This is a genomic window from Sphingopyxis sp. Geo48 (assembly GCF_949769155.1).
Taxonomy (GTDB): Bacteria; Pseudomonadota; Alphaproteobacteria; order Sphingomonadales; family Sphingomonadaceae; genus Sphingopyxis.
Window position 1 is genome coordinate 72941 of the sequence record NZ_CATKPA010000002.1, and the last position, 24012, is coordinate 96952.

A 24012-nucleotide genomic window follows, 5' to 3' on the forward strand; every position below is an offset into this window, starting at 1 on the left:
AAGTATGGCAGACATTGCCGCAATCGCTGCAAGGCTCGACGATGCCGCAAGGCAGGCGAGGGCGATCCCGCAAATCACGGGCGAGGGGGGCGAATTGCCGCTCGCCGAGGCCTATGCCATCCAGCGCGCCGCGATCGATCATCGCCTCGCGCGCGGCGCGACGCTGGTTGGCGTCAAGATGGGCTTCACCAGCGAAGCCAAGATGGCGCAGATGGGGCTCAAGGACCAGATATGGGGCCGGCTGACCTCCGACATGGTCGTCACCAACGGCGCGACGATCAACCGCGCACGCTTCATCCACCCGCGCGTCGAGCCCGAGGTCGCGGTGCGGCTGAAGGTGCCGCTGTCGGGCGAGGTGTCGCGCGAGGAGGCGTTCGCGGCGGTCGATGCGGTCGCTGCGGCGCTCGAGATCATCGACAGCCGCTACGAGAATTTCCGCTTCGCGCTCGGCGATGTCGTCGCCGACAATGCGTCTTCCTCGGCCTTCGTCGTCGGGCCATGGCTTTCCGCCGACACCGACATGTCCGATGTGGCGATGGTGATGCGCGTCGATGAAGCCGTCGCCGAAACCGGCACGAGCGCCGCAATCCTTGGCGATCCGGTCCGATCGCTCGTCGCCGCGGCGCGGCTGGCGGGCTCGGGGGGGCTGATCCTCCAGCCCGGCTGGACGGTGATGCTGGGCGGGGCAACCGCGGCGGCGGCGATCGGTTCGGCACGCACCGTGTCGCTCGACGCGGGCCACCTCGGCCGGGTAGGGTTCACCATCGAGGGGGATGCGGCATGAGCAGCGAAGGAAGGGTCATTCCGGGCAAGGCGCGCCCGCGCGGGCGTTTTCCGCACTATCGCCGCGCGGGCGATTTCGTGTTCGTGTCGGGCACCAGTTCGCGCCGCCCGGACAACAGCTTCGCAGGCGCATCGGCCGACGAGTTCGGGACGGTCAGCCTCGATATCGCCGAACAGACGCGCGCGGTGATCGAGAATATCGGCGCGATCCTCGCCGACGCGGGCGGCTCGCTTGCCGATGTCGTCGACGTGACCAGTTTCCTCGTCAACATGAACGATTTCGGCGGCTATAACGGCGTCTATGCCGAATATTTCGATGAGGCCGGCCCCGCGCGCACGACCGTCGCTGTCCATCAGCTTCCGCACCCGCATTTGCTGATCGAGATCAAGGCTACCGCCTTCATTCCGCGCCCCCCGAAAGGATGACACCATGCTGACCTATGGATTGCCCTTCAACTTCCGCGACTGGATCGAGGCGCATCGCGACGTGCTGAAGCCGCCGGTCGGAAATACGCAAATCTGGGAGGACGCCGATTTCATCGTCACCGTCGTCGGCGGCCCCAACCAGCGTACCGACTATCACGACGATCCGCTCGAGGAGTTTTTCTACCAGATCGAAGGCGACATGAACCTGCGGTTGTGGACCGACGACGGGCCGAAGGACATGCCGATCCGCGAGGGCGACATCTTCCTGCTGCCGCCGCATGTCCCGCACTCACCGCAGCGGCCGGTCGCAGGGAGCGTCGGGCTCGTCATCGAGCGCAAGCGGCCCGACGGAATGGTCGACGCCTTCCAATGGTATTGCGACGATTGCGGCCACATCGTCCACCGCGTCGAGGTCCAGCTCCAGAGTATCGTGCGCGACCTGCCCCCCCTGTTCGAGGCCTTTTATGCCAGCGAGGACCTGCGGACCTGCGGGCACTGCGGAACGGTCCACCCCGGCAAACATGGCGCGCGCGCCGAGGGCTGACGACGAGGGCGAACGCCATCACTTATTCGCCTCTCTCGCTCCCCAATCGCACGAAACGGATGTCGCCGTCCCTGCGGTGCAGGACGACGCCGCGATCCGTTTTTTCGACGCACGCATTCTCCATGTCGACGACGCCGATATCATTGGGGATTAGCGTAAGGCGGAGCTTGCCGCGGTCGGCGCCGGACAGCTCGAAGCGCGGTGCGGTAACGCCGTAGATCGGCTCGCTCACCTCGACCCAGCGCGGCACGCGATGGTCGTCTTCGGGCATCGTCCAGCCATAATATTGGGTATAGCCTTCGGCGGGATCGCCGCTGTCGAACCCGATGCGGAAATCGACTCCCGGAATGCCTTCGCCGTTCGGCCAGGTGACGAGGAGGGTGGGGATGGCGCCCTCGACAGCGATCGGCCCCCCCTTCTCGAAGGCCGGCGGCACCGGCTTGGGTTCGGTCGTCAGGCAGATGCCGTCGCCCCGCGCCTCCCAGCGTCCCTCGGCGCGTTCGTCCAGCGCGCCTGCCGCGAGCGCATATTGGAAGCGGCCGTCGCTGCGGATCAGCAGCCCGCCGCCGACGTCGGGCCCTTCTGCGATGCCATATTCGCCGACGAAGGCGTTGTCCTGTGCGATCGCTGGAGCGGCGAGAAGGGTGATGGCGAGGAGAAGCTGGCGCATGGTGCGATACTGCGCGTGGCGACGGCATCGCGCCAGCCCCTTTCCACTTGCCCCGCACCCTGCTAGGCGCCCGCGCCATGTCCAAGCATCCCGACCGCCGTACCTTCGCCATCATCTCGCACCCCGACGCGGGCAAGACGACGCTGACCGAGAAACTCCTCGTCGCGGGCGGCGCGATCCATATGGCCGGTGAGGTCAAGGCGCGCGGCCAGGCGCGGCGCGCGCGCTCGGACTGGATGAAAATCGAGCAGCAGCGCGGGATTTCGGTAACCTCGTCGGTGATGACCTTCGAGCATGACGGGCTCGTCTTCAACCTGCTCGATACGCCGGGGCACGAGGATTTCAGCGAGGATACTTATCGCACGCTGACCGCCGTCGACAGCGCGGTGATGGTGATCGACGCCGCAAAAGGCATCGAGCCGCAGACGCTGAAGCTGTTCGAGGTCTGCCGCCTGCGCTCGGTGCCGATCATCACCTTCGTCAACAAGGTCGACCGCGAGGGTCTGCCGCCGTTCGAACTGCTCGACGAGGTCGCTGACCGGCTCGCGCTCGACGTTTGCCCGATGAATTGGCCCGCGGGCATGGGCGGGCAGTTCGAGGGGATTTACGATCTGGTCGATCCCGCGATCATGAAGCCCGGCGGCGATGCGTCGCGCATGTACGAGGGTGATCGCGTCAGCGTCACGGGGCTCGACGACGACGCACTCGCGGCGCAGCTGAGCGCCGACGCGCTCGCGCACCTCAAGGAAGAGACCGAGCTGGCGTCGGCCTGCTATGCGCCCTTTGACCCGGCGGCGTATCGGAATGGTGATCTGACGCCGGTCTATTTCGGATCGGCGCTCAAGGAATTCGGCGTCGTCGACCTGCTCAATGCACTGGCGGCGCACGCCCCCGGACCGGGCGCGCAGCCCGCCGAGCCCGCGCCGGTGCAGCCCGACGACGAGGCCGTCACCGGCTTCGTCTTCAAGGTGCAGGCGAACATGAACCCGGCGCACCGCGACCGCATCGCCTTCATGCGTCTGTGCTCGGGCAAGTTCGAGCGCGGGATGCGGCTGATGCAGGGCGGGACGGGCAAGGCGATCGCGATCAGCCGCCCGATGCTGTTCCTCGCGCAGGACCGCGAAATGGCCGAAGAGGCCTATCCCGGCGACATCATCGGCATTCCGAACCACGGTACCTTGCGCGTCGGAGATACTTTGTCGGAACGCACCGACATCACGATCACGGGCCTGCCGAACTTCGCCCCCGAAATCCTGCGCCGCGTCGCGCTCGTCGATCCGACCAAGACCAAGCAGCTTCGCAAGGCGCTCGACGATATGGCCGAGGAGGGGATCATCCAGGTCTTCTATCCCGAGATCGGGTCGAACATGATCGTCGGGGTGGTCGGCCAGCTTCAGCTTGAAGTGCTGATCAGCCGGCTCGAGGTCGAATACAAGGTCGAGGCGAAGCTGGAGGCGTCGCCCTGGGACACGGCGCGCTGGATCGCGAGTGACGATCCCGCCGCGCTGAAAGCCTTCCAGGCCGACCACCGCGGCGCCTCGGCTGCCGACCGTGATGGAGCACCGGTGTTCATGGCGAAGGATGCGTGGGAAGTCGGCTATGTGACCCAGCGCCACCCGGCGATCCGCTTCACCGCGACGAAAGAGCGCGTTTTCGCCGACGCGGGTTGATCGGGTCCGCCAAGTCCGGCACCATGACGTCAAGATCGGTCATGGCGGGGGTATCGATGCGCGGATGGATTTTGGCGCTGGCGCTGGCCGCGGGCACCGCGCCGGTGGCGGCACAGGGGATCAAGCTTCCGGTCGCGCCGGGGTTCTGGACCAACGACACAGAAAAATGCGCGACCGTCCGTCACGGTTATGTATTCGACGGCAAACGATGGGGCACCCTTTATTATTACGGTCCCGACGGCAGCATGGGGCCGGCCGCCGAACTCGAGCCGATCACGCAGGCGCGGGCTGTCGCGGGCGGCTTCACCCAGATGCAGTTCGGCGGCTATGACGGCGCGGGCTATTTCCGCATCAAGCCGCTTGGCCCCGACCGCGCACTCTATCGCGTCGGGGCGCCGTTTCAGGACGAGATACAGGAATCGGACGAGACGCTGATCCGCTGCGATTTCAGGACGCTGTCGCCAAAGATGCAGGCGGCGATCCGGCGTTTTGCGCCCGCACTGGCGGCGAGTCCGGCGGCCCGGCCATAAGCAACGCGGCGATCGACGCGGCGATCTGCTGGCCGGTGTCGAGCTCGTAATAGGAAAAGGCCGGGCTCGGATTGACCTCGAAGCAATAATAGCGCCCGTCGGGGGCGCGGCGCAGGTCGATGCCCGACAGCGACAGGCCCATGGCTGCGGTCATCGCGACGCAGCGTTCGGCGATCTCGTCGGGAAGCGTGATCGCCGAAAGGTCGGTGCGGCCGCCGCGCTGCGATGCATAACGATAGTCGACGCCGTCACTCGCGATCTCGGTCGCGTGCACATCCTCGCCGACAACATGGACGCGAATATCGGTTCCCGCGACGCGCTGCTGGAACTGCACCGGGCACCAGCGAATGCGTTCAAGCCGGTCGCGGTCGGTGACGTCGAGCTCGGCGACGATCGAGCGTACCCCGCTGATCGATTTGTAAATGAGCGGGCCGTGGTCGGCGTGGAAGGCGCGCACCGCATCGGGATCGTTGCTGATCAGCGTTTCGGGAATGTCGAAGCCGTGGCGGCGCACGATCTGCCCCTGAAAGGGCTTCGACATGTTCGATCCCTGCGGGTCAGACCGGTTGACGATCCGCGCCGGCGCAACCTCGAACCAGCGGTAGAGCGCGTCGTGGAGGGCGCGCGCGCGGCGGCGCGGCGGGGCATCGGGCGCGAGCGCCTTGACCTCCGGCAACCGGTTATCGTCCATCATCCGATGATAGACGGCGGCGATGTCGCCGAGCGCGATGCGGTCGCTGCCCAGGGTAAGCCTGCCGTCCAGACCGCCGTCGTCGATGTGAAAGGCGAAATCGCAGACGGCGACCTCGCGCTGGTTGAACAGGCGATAATCGGCGCCGCGCGCGTCGAGTGCCTCGCGGACGAGGCGGAGCGGCGTTTCGCTGGGGATGCCGGCGAGCAGGATCATGACGCAAAGGCCGCGTCGATGGCGTCGACCATCGGTTCGCCGCCCGCGGCGAGATCGGGGAGCAGGTTGGCGCCGACGAAGCGCCAACCTTCCGGAATGGCGTCGTCGGGGATCAGGCGCACGCCGAGCAGGCGGACGCCCGCCGCGCGCGCGAGCGCGATGCAGCCATGCTCGACCGCCGCAGTCAGATCGATCGTGGCGGGCCAGCCCGGTTGCACCAGCCGGCCACCGACCGCCACCACGCAAATCTCGCCGGGTTGCTCGGCGATCGTCCAGTCGCGTTCGGGCTCGCCCGCGCTGTCCTGCCGCCACGCCACCACGGGCAGTCCGGCCGCCTGCGCGAGCATCGTCCACGCCGACGGATGGCGCCAGTTGCCTGCGAGCCCCTGCGGCGTCGGCGGATTGAGGATGGGGGTGGGGAGCGCCGCCATCCAGCTCAGGAACAGCGCATAAAGTTCGCTGCGCGCATAATCCTCGTCTTCGCCGCCGATGCGCGCGAGCAGTGCGAGGGGAAGATAGTGGAGGCGGTTGACCACGCCGCCGCAATCGTCCGGCGACAGGGTTTGCCCGTTCGAATGGGTGAGGATGAAATCGACGCCGCCCGCGCCGAGCCGGTGATGCCAGCGCAGCGTTTCAGCACCGAGCGTCGCGGCGGTCAGCGCGCGGACCGCGCGGCCGCGGGCGCGGAGCCTGTCCGCGAGCCATGCCGCGGACAGGTCATACTCTTCATACAGGATGAGCAGGGGCTTCATTGCCGGTGCCTCCGCCCCGTGTCAGCCGCTCTTGTCCTTTTCATTCTTGAGCGCACCCTCGCCCAGGTCGGGACGTTCGGCGCTTTCGATGAAGTGCCGGACTTCGACGGCGGCCTTTTCGAGCTGTTCGAGATGCGCCTTCAGCGCCTCGATCTGGAGCACGGGGTCGAAGATGTCGCCGGGATTTTCGACGAGTTCCTTGCCGTCCTTTTCCTTGATCGGCTTTTCGCCATGCTCCTTGAACTCTTTGAACTCCTTGAATTCCTTGTGCTCGATCTTCTCGTTCTTGTTCTCCTTGAGCTCATTCTTTTCGAGCTTTTCGTGCTTCAGTTCCTTGTGCTCGATCTTTTCGATTTTCTCGATCTTCAGCTCCTTGTGGAAGTTCTTGCCTTCCACAATTTCGATCTTTTTCTCGAGTCTTTTGGGTTGCTTGGCCATGATGTCTCTCCAGTTTGTCAGAAAACCGGACGTGCTGCCCTTTGAGGGGGCGGGCAGCGATGCGACCTCATGATCGTCCGCGGCGAGGGCTGCGCTCCGCCCCTGGCCCGGTCAAGGCAAAGACAGGGTCGGCGTGCGCTAATCGCGACGAGAATCGGCGTTAATTTCGCCTTGGCGATAAAGGCGGCCAGCGATGGCACACTATCCCGCGGCGGGCGATCGCGGGGTGGATGTCAGAGCAGGCTGAGGAGATCGGCGGGTGCGGCTTCTGCCGCTTCCTCATCCTCTTCGCCCTCGAATTTGCTCAGCGTGATGCCGAGCAGCCGGATGCCTTGCCCGGTCGGCAGCAGCGCGGCCAGGATCGCCTCGCCTGCGGCGAGCAGCGCCGTGCCGTCGACGATCGGCGCGGGAACGGTCCGCGCGCGCGTAATGGTCTGAAAATCGGCGTAGCGCAGTTTCAGCGTCACGGTCCGCCCGCGCGCGCCTTTCTTTGCCGCGCGGTCCCACACCACGGTGCAGACATGCGCCAGCGCCTCGCGGATCTCGGTGTCGGTGATCAGGTCGTTGAAGAAGGTGCGCTCGCCGCCGAGCGACTTCAGCGGCCGGTTCGATTTCACCCGCCGATGATCAATTCCGCGCGCCAGATTGTGGAGCCACGCTGCGCTGTTGCCAAAATTCTCGGCAAGCCAGGCCATGTCCTTCGCCGCGAGATCGGCGCCGGAAAAGATGCCGAGTCCCTCCATCTTCGCCGCGGTCACCGGGCCGATGCCGTGAAAGCGGCGGATCGACAGCGTCTGCACGAAGGCCGCGCCTTCGCCGGGGCGAATGACGGTCAGCCCGTCGGGCTTGTTCTGGTCCGACGCGAGCTTGGCGATGAACTTGTTGTACGAGACGCCGGCCGAGGCGGTGAGCCCCGTCTCCTCGCGGATCCGCCGGCGGATCAGCTTCGCGGTCGCGGTTGCGCTGCCGAGTCCGGCCTTGTCGCGGCTGACGTCGAGATAGGCTTCGTCGAGTGACAACGGCTCGACCTCGTCGGCATAGTCGCGGAAGATCGCGCGAATTTGGTGGGAGATGTCGCGATAGACCTCGAAGCGGGGGGGCACGAAGATGAGGTCGGGGCATTGGCGCTTCGCGGTGATGCTCGGCATCGCTGATCGCACCCCGAACTTGCGCGCTTCATAGCTGGCGGCGGCGACGACGCCGCGCCGCGACGAGCCGCCGACTGCGACGGGCTTGCCGCGGAGTGCCGGATCGTCGCGCTGTTCGACCGACGCGTAAAAGGCATCCATGTCGACATGGATGATCTTGCGAACGGGCGGGTCGGGCCCGTCGTTGGGAACTGGATCTTCGCCATTTTTCACGCCGATGGTCTAGCATGTTGCCGAAATGTTCTCAATGTTCCGTGCAAGGGCGCGCTTGACGCCGCGCGGTCAAACTGGCAATCGCCGCCGACCTTGGAGATGCGGGTATAGCATAGTGGTAATGCTCTAGCCTTCCAAGCTAGCTAGGCGGGTTCGATTCCCGCTACCCGCTCCATCCCCTTTTTATCGTCTGAATTCCTCGCAAGGCGGCTTTGATCGGCCGCTGCGCCGTGCCGTTCCTCTGCCGGGCGTGCCACGTGGCTTGACCAGGAGCCATATTGACGTTAGTAAAACTATCATTGTGGTATCGGAACAAACATCAATTGAACCGACCAAGCCTTCGCTGCGCAGGGCGCAGACGGCGCTGACCCGCGAACGGATTTGCGACGCCGCCGCCGGGCTGCTTGGCGAGGACGGGGACCAGAGCGCCATTACGTTCAGGGCGGTTGCAGAGCGCGCGGCGGTTACCGAAATGACAGTCTATCGCCACTTCCCCAATCGCGAAGCCTTGCTGCGTGGCATATGGGAACGCATCAACTCCCGGATGGGGCCCGGGATCGGTATGCCGACGAGCGTCGGCGAACTCCGGAGCCAGCACGACAAACTCTATGCGGGTTTCGATCGGGTCGCCCCCCAGATCATCGCCGCCATCGCGACGCCGCAGGGACGCGAAATGCGCGCCGCGCTGAACGGGGAACGACAGGAAGCCTTTCTTGCCATTGTGGCGGATGCCGCGCCCGAGCTTGAAGGCAAGCGCAAGCGGCAAGTCGCCGCGCTGCTCCAGCTTCTCCACAGCGCCTATGCCTGGGCCTCGCTGCGCGAGCAGTGGGACTTGCACGGCGCCGAAGCGGCCGAGGCCACGCGCTGGCTGATCGAACTGATTCTAGAACAGATCAAGGATCCGATGAAATGATTGCTCATGTTTCGATTCCCTCCGCCGACCCTCAAGCGACCGCGCTTTTGTTCTCGGCCCTCATCGATGGACAGGCTTTCACATTTCCTGTCGTGCCGGGCGCGTGGATCGCCGTTGCGCGCGATGGGTCGGGAACGGCCGTGGAGGTCTATCCCGTCGGCATCGCTCATCATCCCGGCGTCGGGGAAGCCGACCCTCTGCTCGTTCCCGAGGAACCGGCGCAGATGCCGTGGGAGGATCAGATTATTTCCGATGGCGACCCTATGCGCCCGTCAGCCTTCCATATCGCCATCGTCACGGGCCTCGATGACGAACAGATTTTCGCGCTGGCGCGGGAAGCGGGGATTCGGGCGATCCGCTGCGAACGGGGCGGCGTTTTCGGCCTGATCGAGCTCTGGATCGACAATATGACCCTCGTCGAAGTCCTGACCAGCGTCGATGCCGCACGCTATCGCGATTTCATGAATCCGGCACAATGCGCAGTGATGTTCGGACCTGGGTCTGCGCCGGCACTGGCCGCCTGAGTCCGCCGTTGGCCAATGCAGGCCGGATCGGTTGCACGCCTTCAGCCGGTCGCGCGGTCCATCGCTTCCATATGCGCCTCGGGCGGTTCGCACGGGGCGGGTGGATCGCCTTCGGCCGTCGTAAAGCGCGCGCCGCGTTCGAGCGTCTTGTGAACGGGACAGCGTTCGGCGATCTCCATCATTCGGGTGCGCTGCTCGGCGTCGATCGCGCCTTCGATCGAGATGCGGACGTTGAAAAGGTCGGGCTGGGGATCGGCGAGCTCCTTCTGGTGGCCGACCGCGGTGCGGATGCGCGTTACCGGCCATTTCTTGCCGTCGGCATAGAGGCGCAGCGTCATCGTCGTACAGGCGGCGAGCGCGGCGGAGAGGAGGTCGAAGGGGCTGGGGCCCGTGCCGCCGCCGCCGACGCTGACCGGCTCGTCGGCCAGGAACACATGGTCGCCCGTGCTGATCGCAACCTGGAACTTTCCGTCGCCCGTCTCTTCGGCTTCGGCATCAACCGGCGGCAAGGGTGCTTCGGGCGGCGGGGTCAGATAGGGGCTCGCCCAAGCCGCGATCATCGAACCGACGCGCTGAACGTCCTGCGGGCGGCTGAGCAGATGGTCGGCGTCGTCGAGCGAGAAGAAGCTCTTGGGATGGCGCGCCGCGACGTAGATTTTGGTGGCATTTTCGATGCCGACCGTATCGTCGAGCGGGGCGTGCATGACGAGTAGCGGACGACGAAGCGCCGCGATGCGCGCGCCCTGATCCTGCGAGCGCAAATCGTCGATCAGGCCGCGCCCGACGCGGAAACGCCGCCCGGCGAGCAGGACGTCGGCGGCGCCCTCGGCGTCGATCGTCGCGATTGCCGCGGGATCGAACTGATGGAGCGTATGGGCGACATCGAACGGCGCATTGATCGTCGCGACCGCGCGGATCGCGGGCAGGTCGACCGCCGCGGCAATCGCGGCCGCACCGCCAAGGCTGTGGCCGATCAGCAGCGACGGTGCCTTGCCGTCGTCCGCGAGCGCCCGCGCGGCCGCCTTCAGATCCTGCACGTCGAACGAAAAGCGGCTGTCGGCGAAATCGCCCTCGCTCTCACCGAGACCGGCGAAGTCGAACCGCAGCACGCCGATGCCCTCGCGCGCGAGCAGGCGCGCGATCCGCACCGCCGCGCGGTTATCCTTTCCGCAGGTGAAGCAATGGGCGAAAATCGCCCAGCCGCGCACGCGCCCGCCGGGAAGCTCCATCCGTCCCGACAATGTCTTGCCCGCCGAGCCGGGGAACCGAAACGGCTGCGTGACCATGCGCCTTCTCCTTCTTCGGTGACGGGGCCATGCTACGCGTGTTGCGGCGACGGGTCACGCGGAATGCGCCGATGCCGATCGGCCGACAGGAACTTTCGGCGCGTCCTCTCGTTCTAACAGCGCACACGAATTGCAGGAACAGGCGGCGCGACGATGGATCGCCCGGCTTTTGGAGGGCCGTTTTACTGCCTCTCCGGAAGGCGGCTTTCCGTGCCCGCCGGTTAGGAGATGTCTGATGTTCAAATGGGCTTTGATCTTTGCGGTGATCGCGTTGCTGGCGGCACTTCTCGGGTTCGGCGGTGTCGCCGGGGCCGCCGCGGGCGTAGCAAAGATATTGTTCTTCGTCGGTTTGGCGCTCGTCGCGCTTTTCCTCGTTCTCGGCGTGGTCGCTGGACGCAAGGTCGTTTGACGGCGACCGGTCGTTTCGCAATCCTCGACGATCGGGACAGGCGGCATTGGTGCCGCTCCCCGGACGGAATCGACGAGCCCCACCGCGGGAAGGCGGTGGGGCTTACCCCTTTTGGGCATTTGTGCCCCCATTTCGCGCGATGGTAGGATGCCGCCTTCAAAACGGGTGAGGGGGGTGCGGTGCATAAATCTTCCGTTGTAACCATGTCGATACCGAAGCCGGCGTTCGGTGTCCCGGCGCCCTGGTTCAAGGCGCGGGTGCTCGACGGGAATCCGAAATATTCCTTCCATACGGTAGCCGGGCGTGTCGCAATCCTGTTCTTCATGGGATCGGCGCGCGATGCGGCGATCAAGGCGGCGCTCGATGTGCTTCTTTCGTCGGACCGCTATGACGATTCGCGCGTCTGCCTGTTTACCGTGACGCACGATCCCGGCGATGTGTCGTCGGGCCGGATCGCTTCAGGGCAATATGGGGTGCGCCACTTCCTCGACCACGACCGTGCGATAAGCACGATCTATGGCGCGTGCCGCGAAGGCTCGGATCGCTACGAAGCCTATATTGCCGTTCTCGACCGCCAACTGAGGGTCGCGGGCCGCTATCCGCCGTCTCAGGCGACCGAGGCGCTGGCGCTCGCAGGCCGTCTGATCGACGAGGACCAACCCGAAGACTGGGCGCCGGTGCTCCGCATTCCGCGCGTCCTCGATCGTGCGACTTGCCGGCACCTCATCGATCTCTACGAGGCCGATGGCGGCGCGGATTCGGGGTTTATGCGCGAAGTCGACGGGAAAACCGTTTCGATCATCGACCATGGCCACAAAAGGCGATCGGACTATACCATTACCGATATGGAGCTCCGCCGCTCGCTCGTCGGCCGGATCAACGACTGTGTGCGGCCGGCGATCAATCTGGCCTATAATTTCGACGCGTCGCGCATGGAGCGCTATATCGTCGCCTGCTACGACGCATCGGTCGGCGGACACTTCCGGCCGCATCGCGACAACACGACCAAGGGTACAGCCCATCGGCGCTTTGCGGTCACCATCAACCTCAACGATGACTTCGACGGCGGCGAACTGCGCTTTCCCGAATTCGGGTCGCGTACCTATCGCGCTCCGCCGGGCGGTGCGATCGTGTTCGGCTGCGGCCTGCTTCACGAAGCAACGCCGGTGACGCGCGGACGGCGTTATGCCTTTCTGCCGTTCCTGTACGACGACGCCGCGGCTGCGCAGCGTGAGGCGAACAACGTCTATCTGGGCGACGGCGTCGGAGCCTATAGCGCGGGCTAGGGTCCTGACCCTAGCCATACCGGACCGCAACGACTTGCGCCCCGATGAACGCAGCGGCCCTTTTGCGACAATTTGCGACAAAATTTCGCCCATCCGGCAATTCGCTGGGACAAATCGTAATTAGAACGCCCTTATCGGAACAGCGCTTGTTCCCGCATGAGGAGTTCGTGACGTGAAAAAGATTTCGCTTTTGACGCTGGGTGCCGCGTTGATCGCCGCACCCGTTTTCGCCGCCCCCGGTCAGGTGGCAAAGGGCGACGCCGATGCCAATGGTACGCTGACGCGCGCCGAGGCGCAGGCGCATGCGACCGAAATGTTCGCCAGGATGGACGCCAACAAGGACGGCAGGCTCGACGCCAGCGACCGTAGTGCCAAGCGCGCGGATATGCAGGCCAAGATGTTCGAGCGTCTCGACGCGAACAAGGACGGCAATATCAGCAAGGCCGAATGGGACCAGCACAGCGCCGATCGCGTGGCGAAGCGCGCCGAGAAGCGCGCCGATGCCGGTGACGGCAAGCGCGGAATGCGCGGTCATCACGGCAAGCGTGGCGGTCACGGCATGATGATGGCGCGCGCCGATGCCGATGGCGACAAGGTCATCAGCCAGGCCGAGTTCCAGACCGCAGCGCTCGCGCGTTTCGACGCGGCCGACGCGAACAAGGACGGCCGGGTGACCGCCGAGGAACGCGCGGCGCAGCGCGAGGCGTGGAAGGCGAAGGCCGGCGAATGGCGCGCGAAACGCGCCGCCGCTCCGGCTGCTCCCGCCAGCGAATAACCCCATGGCGCGGGGCCGCGGTGACGGGCAGGCTATCCTCCCCCTCCCGGCATTGCCTTTGCCGCCGGCCCCTGCCAGCATCGCCCACCGGTCGCAATCGACCGGTGGGCGAACTACTGCATTTTACGGACAGATAATGACCGACACGCCGCGCATATTGCTGATCGACGACGAGCCCTCGATCCGCGAACCGCTATCCGAATATCTCGAAGCGCAGGGCTTCGCCGTTACGGATGCCGCCAATGCTTCGGAGGCGCGTTCGGTGCTGCGCGCGCAAACGGTCGACCTTGTCGTCAGCGATATCATGATGCCCGGCGAGGACGGCCTGTCGCTCACGCGGCACCTGCGCGAGACGAGCAGTATTCCCGTCATCCTCCTCACCGCGCGCGCCGAGGATACCGAACGGATCATCGGGCTGGAAATCGGCGCCGACGATTATGTCGTCAAACCCTTCAACCCGCGCGAACTGGTGGCGCGCATCCGCACCGTGTTGCGCCGCACCCAGACGGCCGGCCGCGCACTGGACCGCAACGGCACGAGTTATGCGTTCGGGCCGTGGGTTCTTCGCGAGGTCGAGCGCGTGCTCGTCGACGAGGCGGGGGAAGAGGTCGCGCTGTCGTCGGGCGAATATCATCTGCTGCACGCGTTGGTGCGCCATCCCCGGCAGGTGATGAGCCGCGACCGGTTGCTCGACCTCGTCCGCGGGCGCGAGGCCGATATCTTCGACCGCGCGATCGACAATCTCGTCAGCCGCCTGCGCAAGAAGATCGAGGACGATCCGGCGCATCCGCAAATCGTCAAGACCGTGTGGGGCGGGGGCTATACGCTCGCCTGCGAGGTCAAGCGCCTCGGGCCGGCCGCGTGAAACTCCGTCTCTGGCCCCGGAGCCTTGTCGGCCAGCTCGTCTTCGCGGTCGCGGTGATGCTGTTTCTTGCGCAGGCGATCAATTTCGTCCTGCTGTCGCGCGGGATCAAGCAGCAGACGCTGGCGCACGGCGGCGGCATGGCGGTCGCGCGCGTCATCGACGCGATCGAGCGCGACCGGCGCGGCGAGTTTCGCGGGCCGCCGCGTGACGAAGAATCACGCGAGCGCGCGCAAAAGCTGATGATTTCCGAAACGCCGCCGCGGCTTCCTGCGGGCGCCGTGCGTCTTCCCGAGCTTTCGAACTATGTTGCGGGGCTGCTCGACGACACGAATATCCATGCCGATATGGTCGAGGCCTGGGCGCTCCCGCCGAGGTCGCGGCAGCGGCTGCAGCGCGCGGCGTTCCCCGACCGTGCGGTCGTCGTCGTCGCCAAGGTCGACGGGCGGTATTTCGCGGTGCGCTCGCGCATCGCGGCCGGGGGCAACCGTCTGTCGGGTTTCCTGGTCTGGCAGACGTTGACGCTCTACCTGCTGCTTTTGATCCCGATCATGGTGATCGCATATCGCGCGGCGCGCCCGCTGCGCGACCTGACGCGCGCGGCGCGCAGCAATCCGGCGTTGCGCGACACGACCCCGCTCGAGGAGGAAGGGCCGTCCGACGTGCGCGACCTGATCGCGGCGTTCAACGCCTATCGTACGCGCATTGCGACCATGCTGTCCGACAAGGACCGGATGCTCGGTGCGGTCGGCCACGATCTTCGCACGCCGCTGGCCAGTCTCCGCGTCCGCGTCGAGGGAGTCGAGGACGACAGATTGCGCGATAAGATGATCGCCAGCATCGACGAGATGACCGCGATGCTCACCGACATATTGGCGCTCGCGCGATCGGGCGCCGGCACCGAAGCGCAGGAACGCGTCCCGATCCGGGAACTGATCGGCGAACTTGTGGCCGATTATCAGGAGCGCGGCAAGGATGTGGCGGTCGGCGATGTCGCCGACGTCCATGTCCTGGTTCGCCCGATGCTGCTCAAGCGCGCGCTGCGCAATCTGTCGGACAACGCCCTTGCCTATGGGGCGCGCGCGCGGCTGTCGGTGACCGCTGCAGCCGGCCTGACGCAGATCATCGTCTCCGACGATGGTCCGGGTCTGACCGAGGAACAGATACGGACGCTTGTCGAGCCCTTCGCGCGCGGCGAGCAATCGCGCAACCGGGCGACCGGCGGTGCGGGGCTCGGCCTCTCGATCGCGCGCGAGATTGCCGAGGGCGAGGGCGGGGCGCTGACGCTGGCGAACCGTGCCGGCGGCGGGCTCGATGCAGTGATCGAGCTGCCGGTTCAGGCGTAGATCGCGATCGCCTGGCTACCGCTCAGCACCGGTTCGCCGGCGCGGTTCCACAACATCATGTCCTGCACCGACACGCCGCCGCGCGCATAGCCCGTCTTGGCCGAAAGCAGCCACCAGCCGTCATCGGTCGTCGGGGTGCCGCCGAGCATGTTGACGGTCCAGTTCATGGAGCTGATCGGCCCGAACTCGGTGAACAGCGCCATCGCCGCAGGCGGCAGGGCATCGCCGAGCGCGAGCAATTGGATCGCCGGGTGGCATTCGGGCTGCTCGACAAAGCGTACCCAGGTCAGATATTCGCCGACATCGCTTTTCCAGGCGAAGCGCGGACCGGTGGTCGGGCGCATGTCGAAATGCCGGACGAAAGACGGGCGCGCCTTGTGCTCGGGGACCGGCTCGAGCGTTTCGGGAGCAGGCGCGTCGGGCATCGTCAGCCGGTTGTGATCGAGGTGGCTCTTGCGCTCGCCCGAGAAGGCGAAGACCGCAGCGGTGCCAAAGCCCTGGTCGCTCGACACGCCCGCGTCGATGAAGAGGCTCGACTTCGACTGGCGCAGCACGCGGGTATTCACCGTGCAATCGCCGCCGACCGGGCCGACGAAGCTGATCTGCGCATAGCGCAGCGGCGCCTCGGTGGGATGGAGCGCCATCGTGCCTGCCAGCGCAACCGCAGAGCTGATCCCGCCATAGGCGGTGCGGCCCTGCATCCAGCCCTCGTCGATATGCGCGGTCGCGGCGTCGCCTTCGACGCGCAGCGTGGAGAGAAGCGCGTCGAGCGCGCCGGGAGAGGTCGTCATCTTTATCCTATTCTTCGATCTGGAACGTCAGTCCGGCATTGGCGGTGAGCCGTTCGATCAGCTTGTCCCCAAGCAGCGCCCCCGGCGTCCAGATACCGCCCGCGCCCTTGTTTTCGAGCAGCGCCATCCCTGTCTCGGCGAGCATCTTCGACGTCGAACCGTAGCCCGGATCGCGGTCGCCCTGCACGCTGGCGCGCACCGTCGCGCCGTCGGGATATTCGCCGATGAACAGGATATCGTAGAAGCCGTTCTCGCGCTCCTCCTTGCTCGGGCCTTCACCGGGCTTGATGCTCGGATCGAACGGGTTCGCCTTCGCCATCGCTTCGGCCATCGCCTTGCCGGCGTCGCCGATCGTCGTCATCACCATCTCGTCATAGACGAGATCCTCGCCCCACGGGTGACCGAGCAGGAAGTTGGTGCGATGGACATTTTTGGTGTTGATCGGCGCCATCACGAAGGGCGCGGTCCAGGTGCCGGTCGCGCTGTCATATTCGGGGACGAGGCCGGTCGGCTGCGACGGTCCCTCGAAGCCCGGGGTCAACGCGAAGGAGGATTTGAGCAGCAGCGCGAGCGAGGGCTTTTTCGCGATCGCCTTGAGCGTTTCGGTCAGGCTTGCGATCGTGCCGCCCGAAGCGCCGCCCGCCATCTTGCGGACGCGCCCCTTGACCCGCGGCGCGGGCTTGCCGCGACGCTTGATCGCTTCCGCCTGCAGGAAATGGACCCCGAGGTCGAAGGGGATCGAGTCGAACCCGCAGGAGAAGGTGATCCGCGCGCCCGACGCCTTGGCGGCGGCCTCATGCGTATCGATCATCTCGCGCATCCAGCCGGGTTCACCGCAAAGGTCGGCATAAGCGGTGCCCGCGCGGACGCAGGCGGCGACGAGTTCGTTGCCGTAAAGCTGGTAAGGGCCGACGGTGGTCAGCACGACCTTGGTGCTCGCGGCCATTGCATCGAGGCTCGCGGGATCGCTGGCGTCGGCGACGATCAACGGCGTTTCCTCGTCGGCGCCGATCAGGTCGCGCACCTCGGCCAGCTTGGCGAGGCTGCGCCCCGCCATCGCCCACTTCGGCGCGTCCTTGCGGCCCTTGTAGTGATGCGCCAGATATTCGGCGACGAGGCGGCCGGTGAAACCGGTCGCGCCGTAAACGACGATGTCGAGATCGCGGGACGCCATGGCAAACCCTCCCTTTACGTAAACGTTAAGTAGAGGCTAGCGCAGACGACACGCGATGCCAAGCGCGAAGCGTCAGCGGCGCCACCAGGGGCGGCGGGCGACCACCGGCGCATCGATGGCTTCGGCGCGCCCTTCGGCACGCGCGGCGCGGAGTTCGGCTTCATGCGCCGCGATCTCGTCGTGCCGCCGGCGGCGGAGTGCATCATAGCTCCAGCGCGTGTTGCCATAGCCGAACAGGCAAAGGAGGCCGCCCGCGATCGCGAGATTCTTCATCGCCGCCATCGCCTGCATCGGGTCGGTGAAGTCGCGGTGGAAGAAGAGAATGGTCAGGAGCACGAAACCGGCCAGCAGGATCGAGAAGAGACGTGCGTAGATGCCGAGCGCGATACAGATGCCGGCGATCAGCTCGAACAGTCCTGTGGGAACAGCGAGGCCGCCGGGGAGGCCCGCGGCGGATATCATCGCGTTGGTGTCGGAAACATGGATCAGCTTGTTGATCCCCGACACGACGAAAATCACGGCGATGAACAGGCGGCCGATGAAGACGGCGATCATGGACATAGGGCATCCTCCACGTGCGCCCCGCCCGCTGGTGCAGGCAGGACGCGCGGCGAAGGCAATCGGTTCCCGATCAGCGGGGTGTGAAGCTCAGACTCTCGACCTCGCAGTCGGTGCAATCGATTGCGCGCAGCATCGCGCTACCGGGGCCGGCGGGCAGATCGATCTCGGCGAGTTTGATCGTCTGCCATGCGGCGCCGGCAGGGATTATGACGCCGCGCTCGTCGATGCCGATGCGGCCGCCCTTGGCGGAGCGAACGCGCGCGGTGACGGTCCAGCGACCGGGCCTTGTGACGTCCGCGCTGTAACGCATGAATTCGCCGGTGACGAAGTCGCCGACATAGGGGCTGCCGTCCGCGGCGCGCGCGATGTCGACGCCATCGTTGCGATAGGTCGTACCGTTGTTCCACGGCGTCCGCTCGCCGCCGGTCGCGACATGATAATTGGCGTCGGCGCTGTCCTGATAGGCGACGCCGGCGGGGCCGAGGTCGTAATTGACGGCGCGGATCGTCAGCACGCCCTTGTCGAGCGTGCGCGGAGAGAAGGGCCTGTAGCTTGCGTCACGCGGCTGACGGAACATCGCGTCGATGACATCGGGCTTTGGAACATTCCGGTCGAAACGGCTGTTGCGGGCGAGCGTCATCATCGCCGCATAGGCGGTGTCGGCATCGGGCTTCCGGCCCTTGCCGGTCGCCCAGGCGACGATTTTTGCCCAGCCCGGGCCGGGGTCGATCTCGAGCGGCTGGTTGAAACCGATTTTCTTCAGCGGCCAGAAATTCCAGCCGATGCCTTCGCCTTCGACCAGCGCGATCGCGTCGCGATACCAGACATTGCTGTTCTCGCCCGACTCGCCGAGCCAGATCGGGCGGCCGTAGCTTGTGCGCAGCTTCGTGATGTCGGCGATGCTCGCTTCGTCGTTGCGGTTCCAATATTTGTGGAAGCTGATCGCCATATTGGCGTCCCACGCGGGCGGCAGGCCTTTGTAATTATTGCCCCAGCAATTGCCCTCGATGATCACGATATGCTTTTGGTCGACCTCGCGGATCGCCTTGGTGATGCGCTGCTGGAGCTCCCAGACGCCCTTGCTTGCCGTCTCGTCGCAGCCATTGCCCTTGCCGGGCGTCGCGAAGCTCCAGTTGGGCTCGTTGATCATGTCATAGGCGCCGATCCACGGCTCGTCCTTGTAGCGGGCGGCGAGCTTCTTCCACAGCGCGACGGTCTTGCGCTGGTTCTCCGCGCTCTCCCATAGCGAAGGCTTGGTCGGGTCGCGGTCCGAGATGGCGAGATCGTTGCCCTGACCGCCGGGCGCTGCGTGGAGGTCGAGGATTAGGTAGATGCCGTGCTTCCTGCTCCATTCGAGCAGGCGGTCGATGCGCTGGAAGCCTTCCTCCAGCCATGTGTCCTGACCACGCTTGGGTTCCTTGTCGGCGGGCAGGGTGAGCTGGTCGAAATGGATCGGCAGGCGCACCGAATTGAAGCCCCATTTCGCCATTTGGTCGATATCGGCCTCGGTCGTGTGATTATCGAGCCAGGCGCGATAGAATTCGGCGGTACGCTTTTCGCCGACCAGTTCGACGAGCTTCGCGCGGATTCTGTGTTGCTGCCCGATCTCGCCGAGCTTCAGCATATAGCCTTCCTGCAGCATCCAGCCGCCGAGACCGATGCCGCGCAGGATGACCGGCTGGCCGCTTTCATCGACGATCTTCGTGCCGTCAACCTTCAACCAGCCTTCGGCGTGCGCGTTGGTGGAAGATAGCAGCGCGACGAGAGCGAGCGCGACCGTGCAGAATTTCATGACCTCATCCCCATTTATTGATTTATGGGAACGTTATCAATTTTCGCAGGCCACGCAACCGCCGTTCGTCATTGCGAGCGCAGCGAAGCAATCCAGCGTGGCATAAACCGCTCTGGATTGCTTCGCTGCGCTCGCAATGACGATGAATTAGAGTTTGGGGAGCGTGACGCCCTTCTGCCCCATATATTTGCCCGCGCGGTCGGCGTAACTCGTCTCGCACGGCTCGTTGCCCTGCAGGAACAGAAACTGGCACGCGCCTTCATTGGCGTAAATCTTGGCCGGCAGGGGCGTCGTGTTCGAGAATTCGAGCGTCACATGCCCCTCCCAGCCGGGTTCGAGCGGGGTGACGTTCACGATGATGCCGCAGCGCGCATAGGTCGACTTGCCCAGGCAGATGACGAGCACGTCGCGCGGAATCCGGAAATATTCGACCGTCCGTGCGAGCGCAAAGCTGTTCGGCGGAATGATGCAGACGTCTGTTTCGCGGTCGACGAAATTTTTGGGATCGAACGCCTTGGGATCGACCGTGGTGCTGTCGATGTTCGTGAATATCTTGAATTCGGGCGCGACGCGCGCGTCATAGCCATAGGAGGAGAGGCCGTAGCTGATGCAGCCGTCGCGGCGCTGCGCCTCCACGAAAGGCTCGATCATGCCCTGATTGAGGGCGGCGTCGCGAATCCATTTGTCCGAAAGAATGCTCATGCCGCTGTCTTGTCGAGCAGCCGCGCTTCGCGCAAGCAGTCAGTGCTTCCATGTGCCCCTGCGAAGGCAGGGGCCCATCTTCTGCCGTGGCGTTCACCACCGAGCGTGCTGTAAAAGGAGAGCGCCGGTGATGGGCCCCTGCCTTCGCAGGGGCACGGCGATTATTTGACGAGCCCTAAGTCCTTCGGTCCGAAGGCGGCTGGAAGCAATTCGCTGAGTCTGTAGCTCTTCACCGCCGAGCCGTCGCCAGAGGCGCAGTGGACGAGTATGTCGGTCTTCGACCGCTCGGCCGCCTCGTTCAATATCTGGCGGCAGCGGCCGCAAGGGTTGACCGGGTCGCTGCCGATCAGATCGTCGCCGTCGGGGCGCCCGCCGACAATCGCGACCTCGGCGAGTTCGCCGATCCAGCCTTCGTTGGCGATCTTCGCGACCGCAGCCGTCTCGGCGCAGAGCGTCAGGCCATAGCTCGCATTCTCGACATTGGCGCCGGTGACGACGTCGCCGTTCTTGAGCAACAGCGCTGCGCCGACGTGAAAGCCCGAATAAGGGGCATAGGCGCGGCTCGCGGCGTCGCGCGCGGCGGCGATCAGGGCATCGCGGGTCTCGCTCATGGCGTCTCTCCTTCCGGGCGCAGCACGTTCCAGCCGACGGTGCCGTCGGCGCCGGTCAGGCGAATATAGTGGTTCGCCTGCCACATCGCCCAGGGGTGCGCGCCATAGTCTGGCTCGAAGAAATCGCGGCGTAGCCAGGTGGTGCGCGCGATTCCCTGCGTCACCTTGTAATCGCTTTCGAACGACGGGCCGGGCGCGATCAGGCTGCGCTTGCCGGTATGCGCCTCGATCTGCGCGAGGAAGGTCGCGAGCTCGGATAGCAGCAGCGCCCGCGTCGGCCGGTCCGGACAGCGATCGTCATAGTCGAGCCAGACGACGGCGGGCAGCGCGTCGGCGCGGCGCGGGACGTGGCGGATGAAGTTCGCGGCCTGATCGGTCGCAAGCTGGCAGAGGCTGTAGCGATGGATCGCGCCTGCCTGGATCCCGACCTCGCGCGCGCCCGACAGGTTGCGTGCGAACATCGGGTCGACCCCGCTCGTGCCATCTGTCGCGGCGACATAGGCGAAATCGGCGCCCGCGGCCTTGATCGATCCCCAATGAACCTCGCCATTGTCGGCGCTGATCGTCACGCCCTGCAGCGGATAGAGGTCGCGGCTCGGGGTCCAGCGCGCCGCCCACCACAGGGCAAGGCCCGCCAAGAGTACGGCGAGCAGGATCAGTCCCGCGGTGCGGCGCAGGAAATGCGCGATCGCGCCGCGCCAGTTGCCGTCTGCCTTGACCGGTCGTTTCGCTGCGCGCGTCGCCATGCTCAGCCCTTGATGTGGAGCACGCAGATCAGCGTGAACAGCCGCCGCGCCGTGTCGAAATCGACCGCGATCTTGCCGTCGAGCCGGTCCATCAGCATCTCCGCCGCCTCGTTGTGGAGGCCGCGGCGCGCCATGTCGACGGTCTCGATCTGCTGCGCGGTCGCGGTCTTGATCGCCTGATAATATGAGTCGCAGATCGCAAAATAGTCGCGGATCGGACGGCGAAAGCGGCCAAGGCCGAGGATGATAGCCTCCAGCGGCGAACCGTCCTCGCGGCTGATCTCGAAGATCAGGCGCCCTTCCTCGACCCGCAACCTCAGCCGATAGGGGCCGGCATAACCGTCGGGGTGGCCGCGCTGGGGCACGAACTTATTCTCTTCGAGCAGGTCGAAGATCGCGACGCGCCGCTCCTGCTCGACATCGGGGTTGCGCCAGACGATAGACCCCTCGTCGAGGTCGATCGAGATGATGCGCTGCTGCGAGGGATCGGCGTCGGTCATGTTGCGAAGAGCTTCTACTTGGCCGGGCGTGAAGGGCAAGGGGGCGACTTATTCACAGCAACCCACAACTATGTTAGGGAAGCGGGCATCGCTTGTTGCACCGCCAGAGGTGGCAACGCATGAAGGTCGCCATGCCAGAACTAGCCCTGATTCCCACCCCGGCCCCCGCCGGGGAAGAACGCCAATTACCCCGGAATATCGAGGCAGAAGCGGCCTTTCTCGGTGCGATCCTGATCGACAACCGAGTCGTCGAGGATCTGCCCGTGCAATTGCACGCCGCACATTTCTTCGAGCCGCTGCACGGCCGCATCTTCGCGCAGACGATGGCGCTGATCGAGCGAAACAGCATCGCGACGCCGGTCACGCTGAAACCTTTCTTCGAGAATGACGAGGCGATGAAGGCGGTCGGCGGGGTCGGCTATCTCGCACAGCTGACCGGCAGCGGCGCGGGCCTGATCGGCGCGCGCGACTTCGCTCGGCAGATTTTCGATCTCGCGCTGCTCCGCGAACTGGTCGGTGTCGGCCGCACGCTCGTCGACAGCGCGCTCGACACGAGCGAGAGCGTCGATCCGCACGCGCAGATCGAGGAGGCCGAAACCGCGCTCTATCGCGTCGCGGGCGGCGAGGCCGAGATGGGATCGGTCAAGAGCTTCAGCACGGCGAGCCTCACCGCGCTGCAGGCGGCGGAACGTGCGCTCAATTCGGGCGGCCACCTGTCGGGGATCACCACCGGCATTGCCAGCATGAACGCCAAGATCGGCGGTATGCACAATTCGGACTTGATGATCCTCGCCGGGCGTCCGGGCATGGGCAAGACCTCGCTTGCGACCAACATCGCGTACAATGCCGCCGAGCGTTTCCGCCGCGATGAAGAGGACGGTATTCCGCCCGAGAAGAATATGGGCGCGAAAGTCGCCTTCTTCAGCCTCGAAATGTCGGCCGATCAGCTCGCGACGCGCGTCCTCGCCGAACAGTCGGGGGTGTCGGGCGAGGCGCTGCGTATGGGCAAGATCAGCAAGGAGCAGTTTCAGCAGCTCAGCCGCGCCGCGCAGGCGCTGCAGACCCTGCCGCTGTTCATCGACGATACGCCGGGCCTGACGATCGCGAGCCTGCGCACCCGCGCGCGCCGCCTGCAGCGCCGTCACGGCATCGGCTTCATCATCGTCGACTATCTGCAGCTGCTCCAGGGTTCGTCGAAGAGCGGTGATAATCGCGTGCAGGAAATCTCGGAAATCTCACGCGGTCTGAAGACGTTGGCGAAGGAACTTAATGTCCCTGTGATGGCGCTGTCGCAGCTCAGCCGACAGGTCGAAAGCCGCGAGGACAAGCGCCCGCAGCTCTCCGACCTTCGTGAATCGGGCTCGATCGAGCAGGACGCCGACATGGTCCTCTTCGTGTTCCGCGAGGATTATTATGTCGCGGCGCGCGAGCCCAAGCGCCCGGTCGAGGGCGACGATGTGAAGATCCACGCCGCGCACGAGGAATGGGCGGCCGAGATGGAACGCGTCTTCGGCCTCGCCGAGGTGATCGTCGCCAAATCGCGTCACGGTTCGACGGGCAAGATTCGGATGCACTTCGAGGCGAAGACGACCAAGTTCAGCGATCTGGCGGACGAGAGTCAGGCCTATGCGGATTATGAGTAGGCGCTGACCG

27 protein-coding genes and 1 tRNA gene are annotated in these 24012 nt (G+C 65.4%); 14 read left to right on the top strand and 14 right to left on the bottom strand.

Annotated elements, in window-relative coordinates; translation table 11 throughout:
* Nucleotides 1-4 precede the first annotated feature (4 nt).
* The 3 genes from QOL79_RS06940 to QOL79_RS06950 are packed head-to-tail and all read left to right on the top strand — an operon-like array spanning nucleotide 5 to nucleotide 1753.
* Nucleotides 5-784, top strand: coding sequence for a 2-keto-4-pentenoate hydratase (locus tag QOL79_RS06940; RefSeq protein ID WP_283419092.1), 780 nt, complete (start codon nucleotides 5-7; stop codon nucleotides 782-784).
* Entirely contained in the window at nucleotides 781-1209 is a 429-nt protein-coding gene (locus QOL79_RS06945; protein ID WP_058454800.1) for a RidA family protein, read from the top strand. Before QOL79_RS06940 ends, QOL79_RS06945 begins: the two co-directional genes overlap by 4 nt.
* A gap of 4 nt (nucleotides 1210-1213) precedes the next feature.
* A complete protein-coding gene (locus QOL79_RS06950; protein WP_283419093.1) occupies nucleotides 1214-1753 on the top strand; it encodes a 3-hydroxyanthranilate 3,4-dioxygenase in 540 nt (179 codons plus the stop codon).
* Between the two features lie 22 nt (nucleotides 1754-1775).
* Here QOL79_RS06950 and QOL79_RS06955 read toward each other — a convergent pair whose 3' ends face one another.
* Complete coding sequence (locus QOL79_RS06955) at nucleotides 1776-2423, bottom strand: hypothetical protein (RefSeq protein WP_283419094.1); 648 nt, start codon at nucleotides 2421-2423, stop codon at nucleotides 1776-1778.
* Between the two features lie 77 nt (nucleotides 2424-2500).
* Here QOL79_RS06955 and QOL79_RS06960 point away from each other — a divergent pair, with 77 nt between their 5' ends.
* Together QOL79_RS06960 and QOL79_RS06965 are read left to right on the top strand one after the other, a co-directional pair.
* On the top strand, nucleotides 2501-4093 hold the full coding sequence (locus QOL79_RS06960) for a peptide chain release factor 3 (RefSeq protein ID WP_283419095.1): 1593 nt from the start codon (nucleotides 2501-2503) through the stop codon (nucleotides 4091-4093).
* A 23-nt stretch (nucleotides 4094-4116) separates the two neighbouring features.
* Nucleotides 4117-4623: a hypothetical protein gene (locus QOL79_RS06965; protein ID WP_283419096.1), complete on the top strand. Its 507-nt coding sequence runs from the start codon at nucleotides 4117-4119 to the stop codon at nucleotides 4621-4623.
* On the opposite strand, the gene QOL79_RS06970 is transcribed toward QOL79_RS06965, so the two are convergent.
* The 4 genes from QOL79_RS06970 to dinB all read right to left on the bottom strand — a co-directional run bounded on the left by QOL79_RS06970 (nucleotide 4541) and on the right by dinB (nucleotide 8081).
* A complete protein-coding gene (locus QOL79_RS06970) occupies nucleotides 4541-5530 on the bottom strand; it encodes an ATP-grasp domain-containing protein (RefSeq protein WP_283419097.1) in 990 nt (329 codons plus the stop codon). The two genes, QOL79_RS06965 and QOL79_RS06970, sit on opposite strands and share 83 nt — an antisense overlap.
* A complete protein-coding gene (locus QOL79_RS06975) occupies nucleotides 5527-6282 on the bottom strand; it encodes a hypothetical protein (protein WP_283419098.1) in 756 nt (251 codons plus the stop codon). Before QOL79_RS06975 ends, QOL79_RS06970 begins: the two co-directional genes overlap by 4 nt.
* Nucleotides 6283-6303: 21 nt before the next feature.
* Nucleotides 6304-6720 (bottom strand): hypothetical protein, encoded by a 417-nt coding sequence (locus QOL79_RS06980; RefSeq protein ID WP_058454793.1) that lies wholly within the window; start codon nucleotides 6718-6720, stop codon nucleotides 6304-6306.
* A 233-nt stretch (nucleotides 6721-6953) separates the two neighbouring features.
* Entirely contained in the window at nucleotides 6954-8081 is a 1128-nt protein-coding gene (gene dinB / locus QOL79_RS06985; RefSeq protein WP_283419099.1) for a DNA polymerase IV, read from the bottom strand.
* 101 nt (nucleotides 8082-8182) lie between these two features.
* On the opposite strand from dinB, the gene QOL79_RS06990 reads away from it, so the two are divergent.
* From QOL79_RS06990 to QOL79_RS07000, 3 genes are all read left to right on the top strand, one after another.
* Nucleotides 8183-8256, top strand: a tRNA-Gly gene (locus tag QOL79_RS06990).
* Nucleotides 8257-8382: 126 nt separating this feature from the next.
* The gene (locus QOL79_RS06995; protein WP_283419100.1) at nucleotides 8383-8994 is read left to right on the top strand and encodes a TetR/AcrR family transcriptional regulator; all 612 of its coding nucleotides are present in this window, start codon (nucleotides 8383-8385) and stop codon (nucleotides 8992-8994) included.
* Between the two features lie 140 nt (nucleotides 8995-9134).
* Complete coding sequence (locus QOL79_RS07000) at nucleotides 9135-9518, top strand: hypothetical protein (RefSeq protein WP_204994060.1); 384 nt, start codon at nucleotides 9135-9137, stop codon at nucleotides 9516-9518.
* A 41-nt stretch (nucleotides 9519-9559) separates the two neighbouring features.
* On the opposite strand, the gene QOL79_RS07005 is transcribed toward QOL79_RS07000, so the two are convergent.
* On the bottom strand, nucleotides 9560-10804 hold the full coding sequence (locus QOL79_RS07005) for a bifunctional alpha/beta hydrolase/OsmC family protein (protein WP_282950121.1): 1245 nt from the start codon (nucleotides 10802-10804) through the stop codon (nucleotides 9560-9562).
* 235 nt (nucleotides 10805-11039) lie between these two features.
* Here QOL79_RS07005 and QOL79_RS07010 point away from each other — a divergent pair, with 235 nt between their 5' ends.
* The 5 genes from QOL79_RS07010 to QOL79_RS07030 all read left to right on the top strand — a co-directional run bounded on the left by QOL79_RS07010 (nucleotide 11040) and on the right by QOL79_RS07030 (nucleotide 15482).
* Entirely contained in the window at nucleotides 11040-11213 is a 174-nt protein-coding gene (locus QOL79_RS07010) for a DUF1328 family protein (protein ID WP_283419101.1), read from the top strand.
* 203 nt (nucleotides 11214-11416) lie between these two features.
* Nucleotides 11417-12499 (top strand): 2OG-Fe(II) oxygenase, encoded by a 1083-nt coding sequence (locus QOL79_RS07015; RefSeq protein WP_283419102.1) that lies wholly within the window; start codon nucleotides 11417-11419, stop codon nucleotides 12497-12499.
* 172 nt (nucleotides 12500-12671) lie between these two features.
* Nucleotides 12672-13274 carry an EF-hand domain-containing protein gene (locus QOL79_RS07020; RefSeq protein ID WP_283419103.1) on the top strand — a complete coding sequence of 201 codons (603 nt, stop codon included), beginning with the start codon at nucleotides 12672-12674 and terminating at the stop codon, nucleotides 13272-13274.
* Between the two features lie 136 nt (nucleotides 13275-13410).
* Nucleotides 13411-14139: a response regulator gene (locus QOL79_RS07025; protein ID WP_283419104.1), complete on the top strand. Its 729-nt coding sequence runs from the start codon at nucleotides 13411-13413 to the stop codon at nucleotides 14137-14139.
* Nucleotides 14136-15482 carry a sensor histidine kinase gene (locus QOL79_RS07030; RefSeq protein WP_283419105.1) on the top strand — a complete coding sequence of 449 codons (1347 nt, stop codon included), beginning with the start codon at nucleotides 14136-14138 and terminating at the stop codon, nucleotides 15480-15482. Before QOL79_RS07025 ends, QOL79_RS07030 begins: the two co-directional genes overlap by 4 nt.
* Here QOL79_RS07030 and QOL79_RS07035 read toward each other — a convergent pair.
* From QOL79_RS07035 to QOL79_RS07070, 8 genes are all read right to left on the bottom strand, one after another.
* Entirely contained in the window at nucleotides 15473-16273 is an 801-nt protein-coding gene (locus QOL79_RS07035) for an acyl-CoA thioesterase (protein WP_283419106.1), read from the bottom strand. The genes QOL79_RS07030 and QOL79_RS07035 overlap by 10 nt on opposite strands.
* 7 nt (nucleotides 16274-16280) lie before the next feature.
* Nucleotides 16281-17447 carry a saccharopine dehydrogenase family protein gene (locus QOL79_RS07040; RefSeq protein ID WP_283419107.1) on the bottom strand — a complete coding sequence of 389 codons (1167 nt, stop codon included), beginning with the start codon at nucleotides 17445-17447 and terminating at the stop codon, nucleotides 16281-16283.
* 72 nt (nucleotides 17448-17519) lie between these two features.
* The gene (locus QOL79_RS07045; protein ID WP_283419108.1) at nucleotides 17520-18008 is read right to left on the bottom strand and encodes a DoxX family protein; all 489 of its coding nucleotides are present in this window, start codon (nucleotides 18006-18008) and stop codon (nucleotides 17520-17522) included.
* Between the two features lie 70 nt (nucleotides 18009-18078).
* On the bottom strand, nucleotides 18079-19800 hold the full coding sequence (locus QOL79_RS07050; protein WP_283419109.1) for a cellulase family glycosylhydrolase: 1722 nt from the start codon (nucleotides 19798-19800) through the stop codon (nucleotides 18079-18081).
* Between the two features lie 147 nt (nucleotides 19801-19947).
* Nucleotides 19948-20502 carry a dCTP deaminase gene (gene dcd, locus QOL79_RS07055; RefSeq protein WP_283419110.1) on the bottom strand — a complete coding sequence of 185 codons (555 nt, stop codon included), beginning with the start codon at nucleotides 20500-20502 and terminating at the stop codon, nucleotides 19948-19950.
* 161 nt (nucleotides 20503-20663) lie between these two features.
* Complete coding sequence (locus tag QOL79_RS07060) at nucleotides 20664-21113, bottom strand: cytidine deaminase (protein ID WP_283419111.1); 450 nt, start codon at nucleotides 21111-21113, stop codon at nucleotides 20664-20666.
* Entirely contained in the window at nucleotides 21110-21859 is a 750-nt protein-coding gene (locus QOL79_RS07065) for a glycoside hydrolase family 25 protein (protein WP_283419112.1), read from the bottom strand. The genes QOL79_RS07060 and QOL79_RS07065 overlap by 4 nt, the downstream gene beginning before the upstream one ends.
* A 2-nt stretch (nucleotides 21860-21861) precedes the next feature.
* Nucleotides 21862-22359 (bottom strand): UPF0262 family protein, encoded by a 498-nt coding sequence (locus QOL79_RS07070; RefSeq protein ID WP_058454780.1) that lies wholly within the window; start codon nucleotides 22357-22359, stop codon nucleotides 21862-21864.
* A 131-nt stretch (nucleotides 22360-22490) separates the two neighbouring features.
* On the opposite strand from QOL79_RS07070, the gene QOL79_RS07075 reads away from it, so the two are divergent.
* Nucleotides 22491-24002 (top strand): replicative DNA helicase, encoded by a 1512-nt coding sequence (locus tag QOL79_RS07075; protein WP_058454955.1) that lies wholly within the window; start codon nucleotides 22491-22493, stop codon nucleotides 24000-24002.
* The last annotated feature ends 10 nt before the right edge of the window (nucleotides 24003-24012 follow it).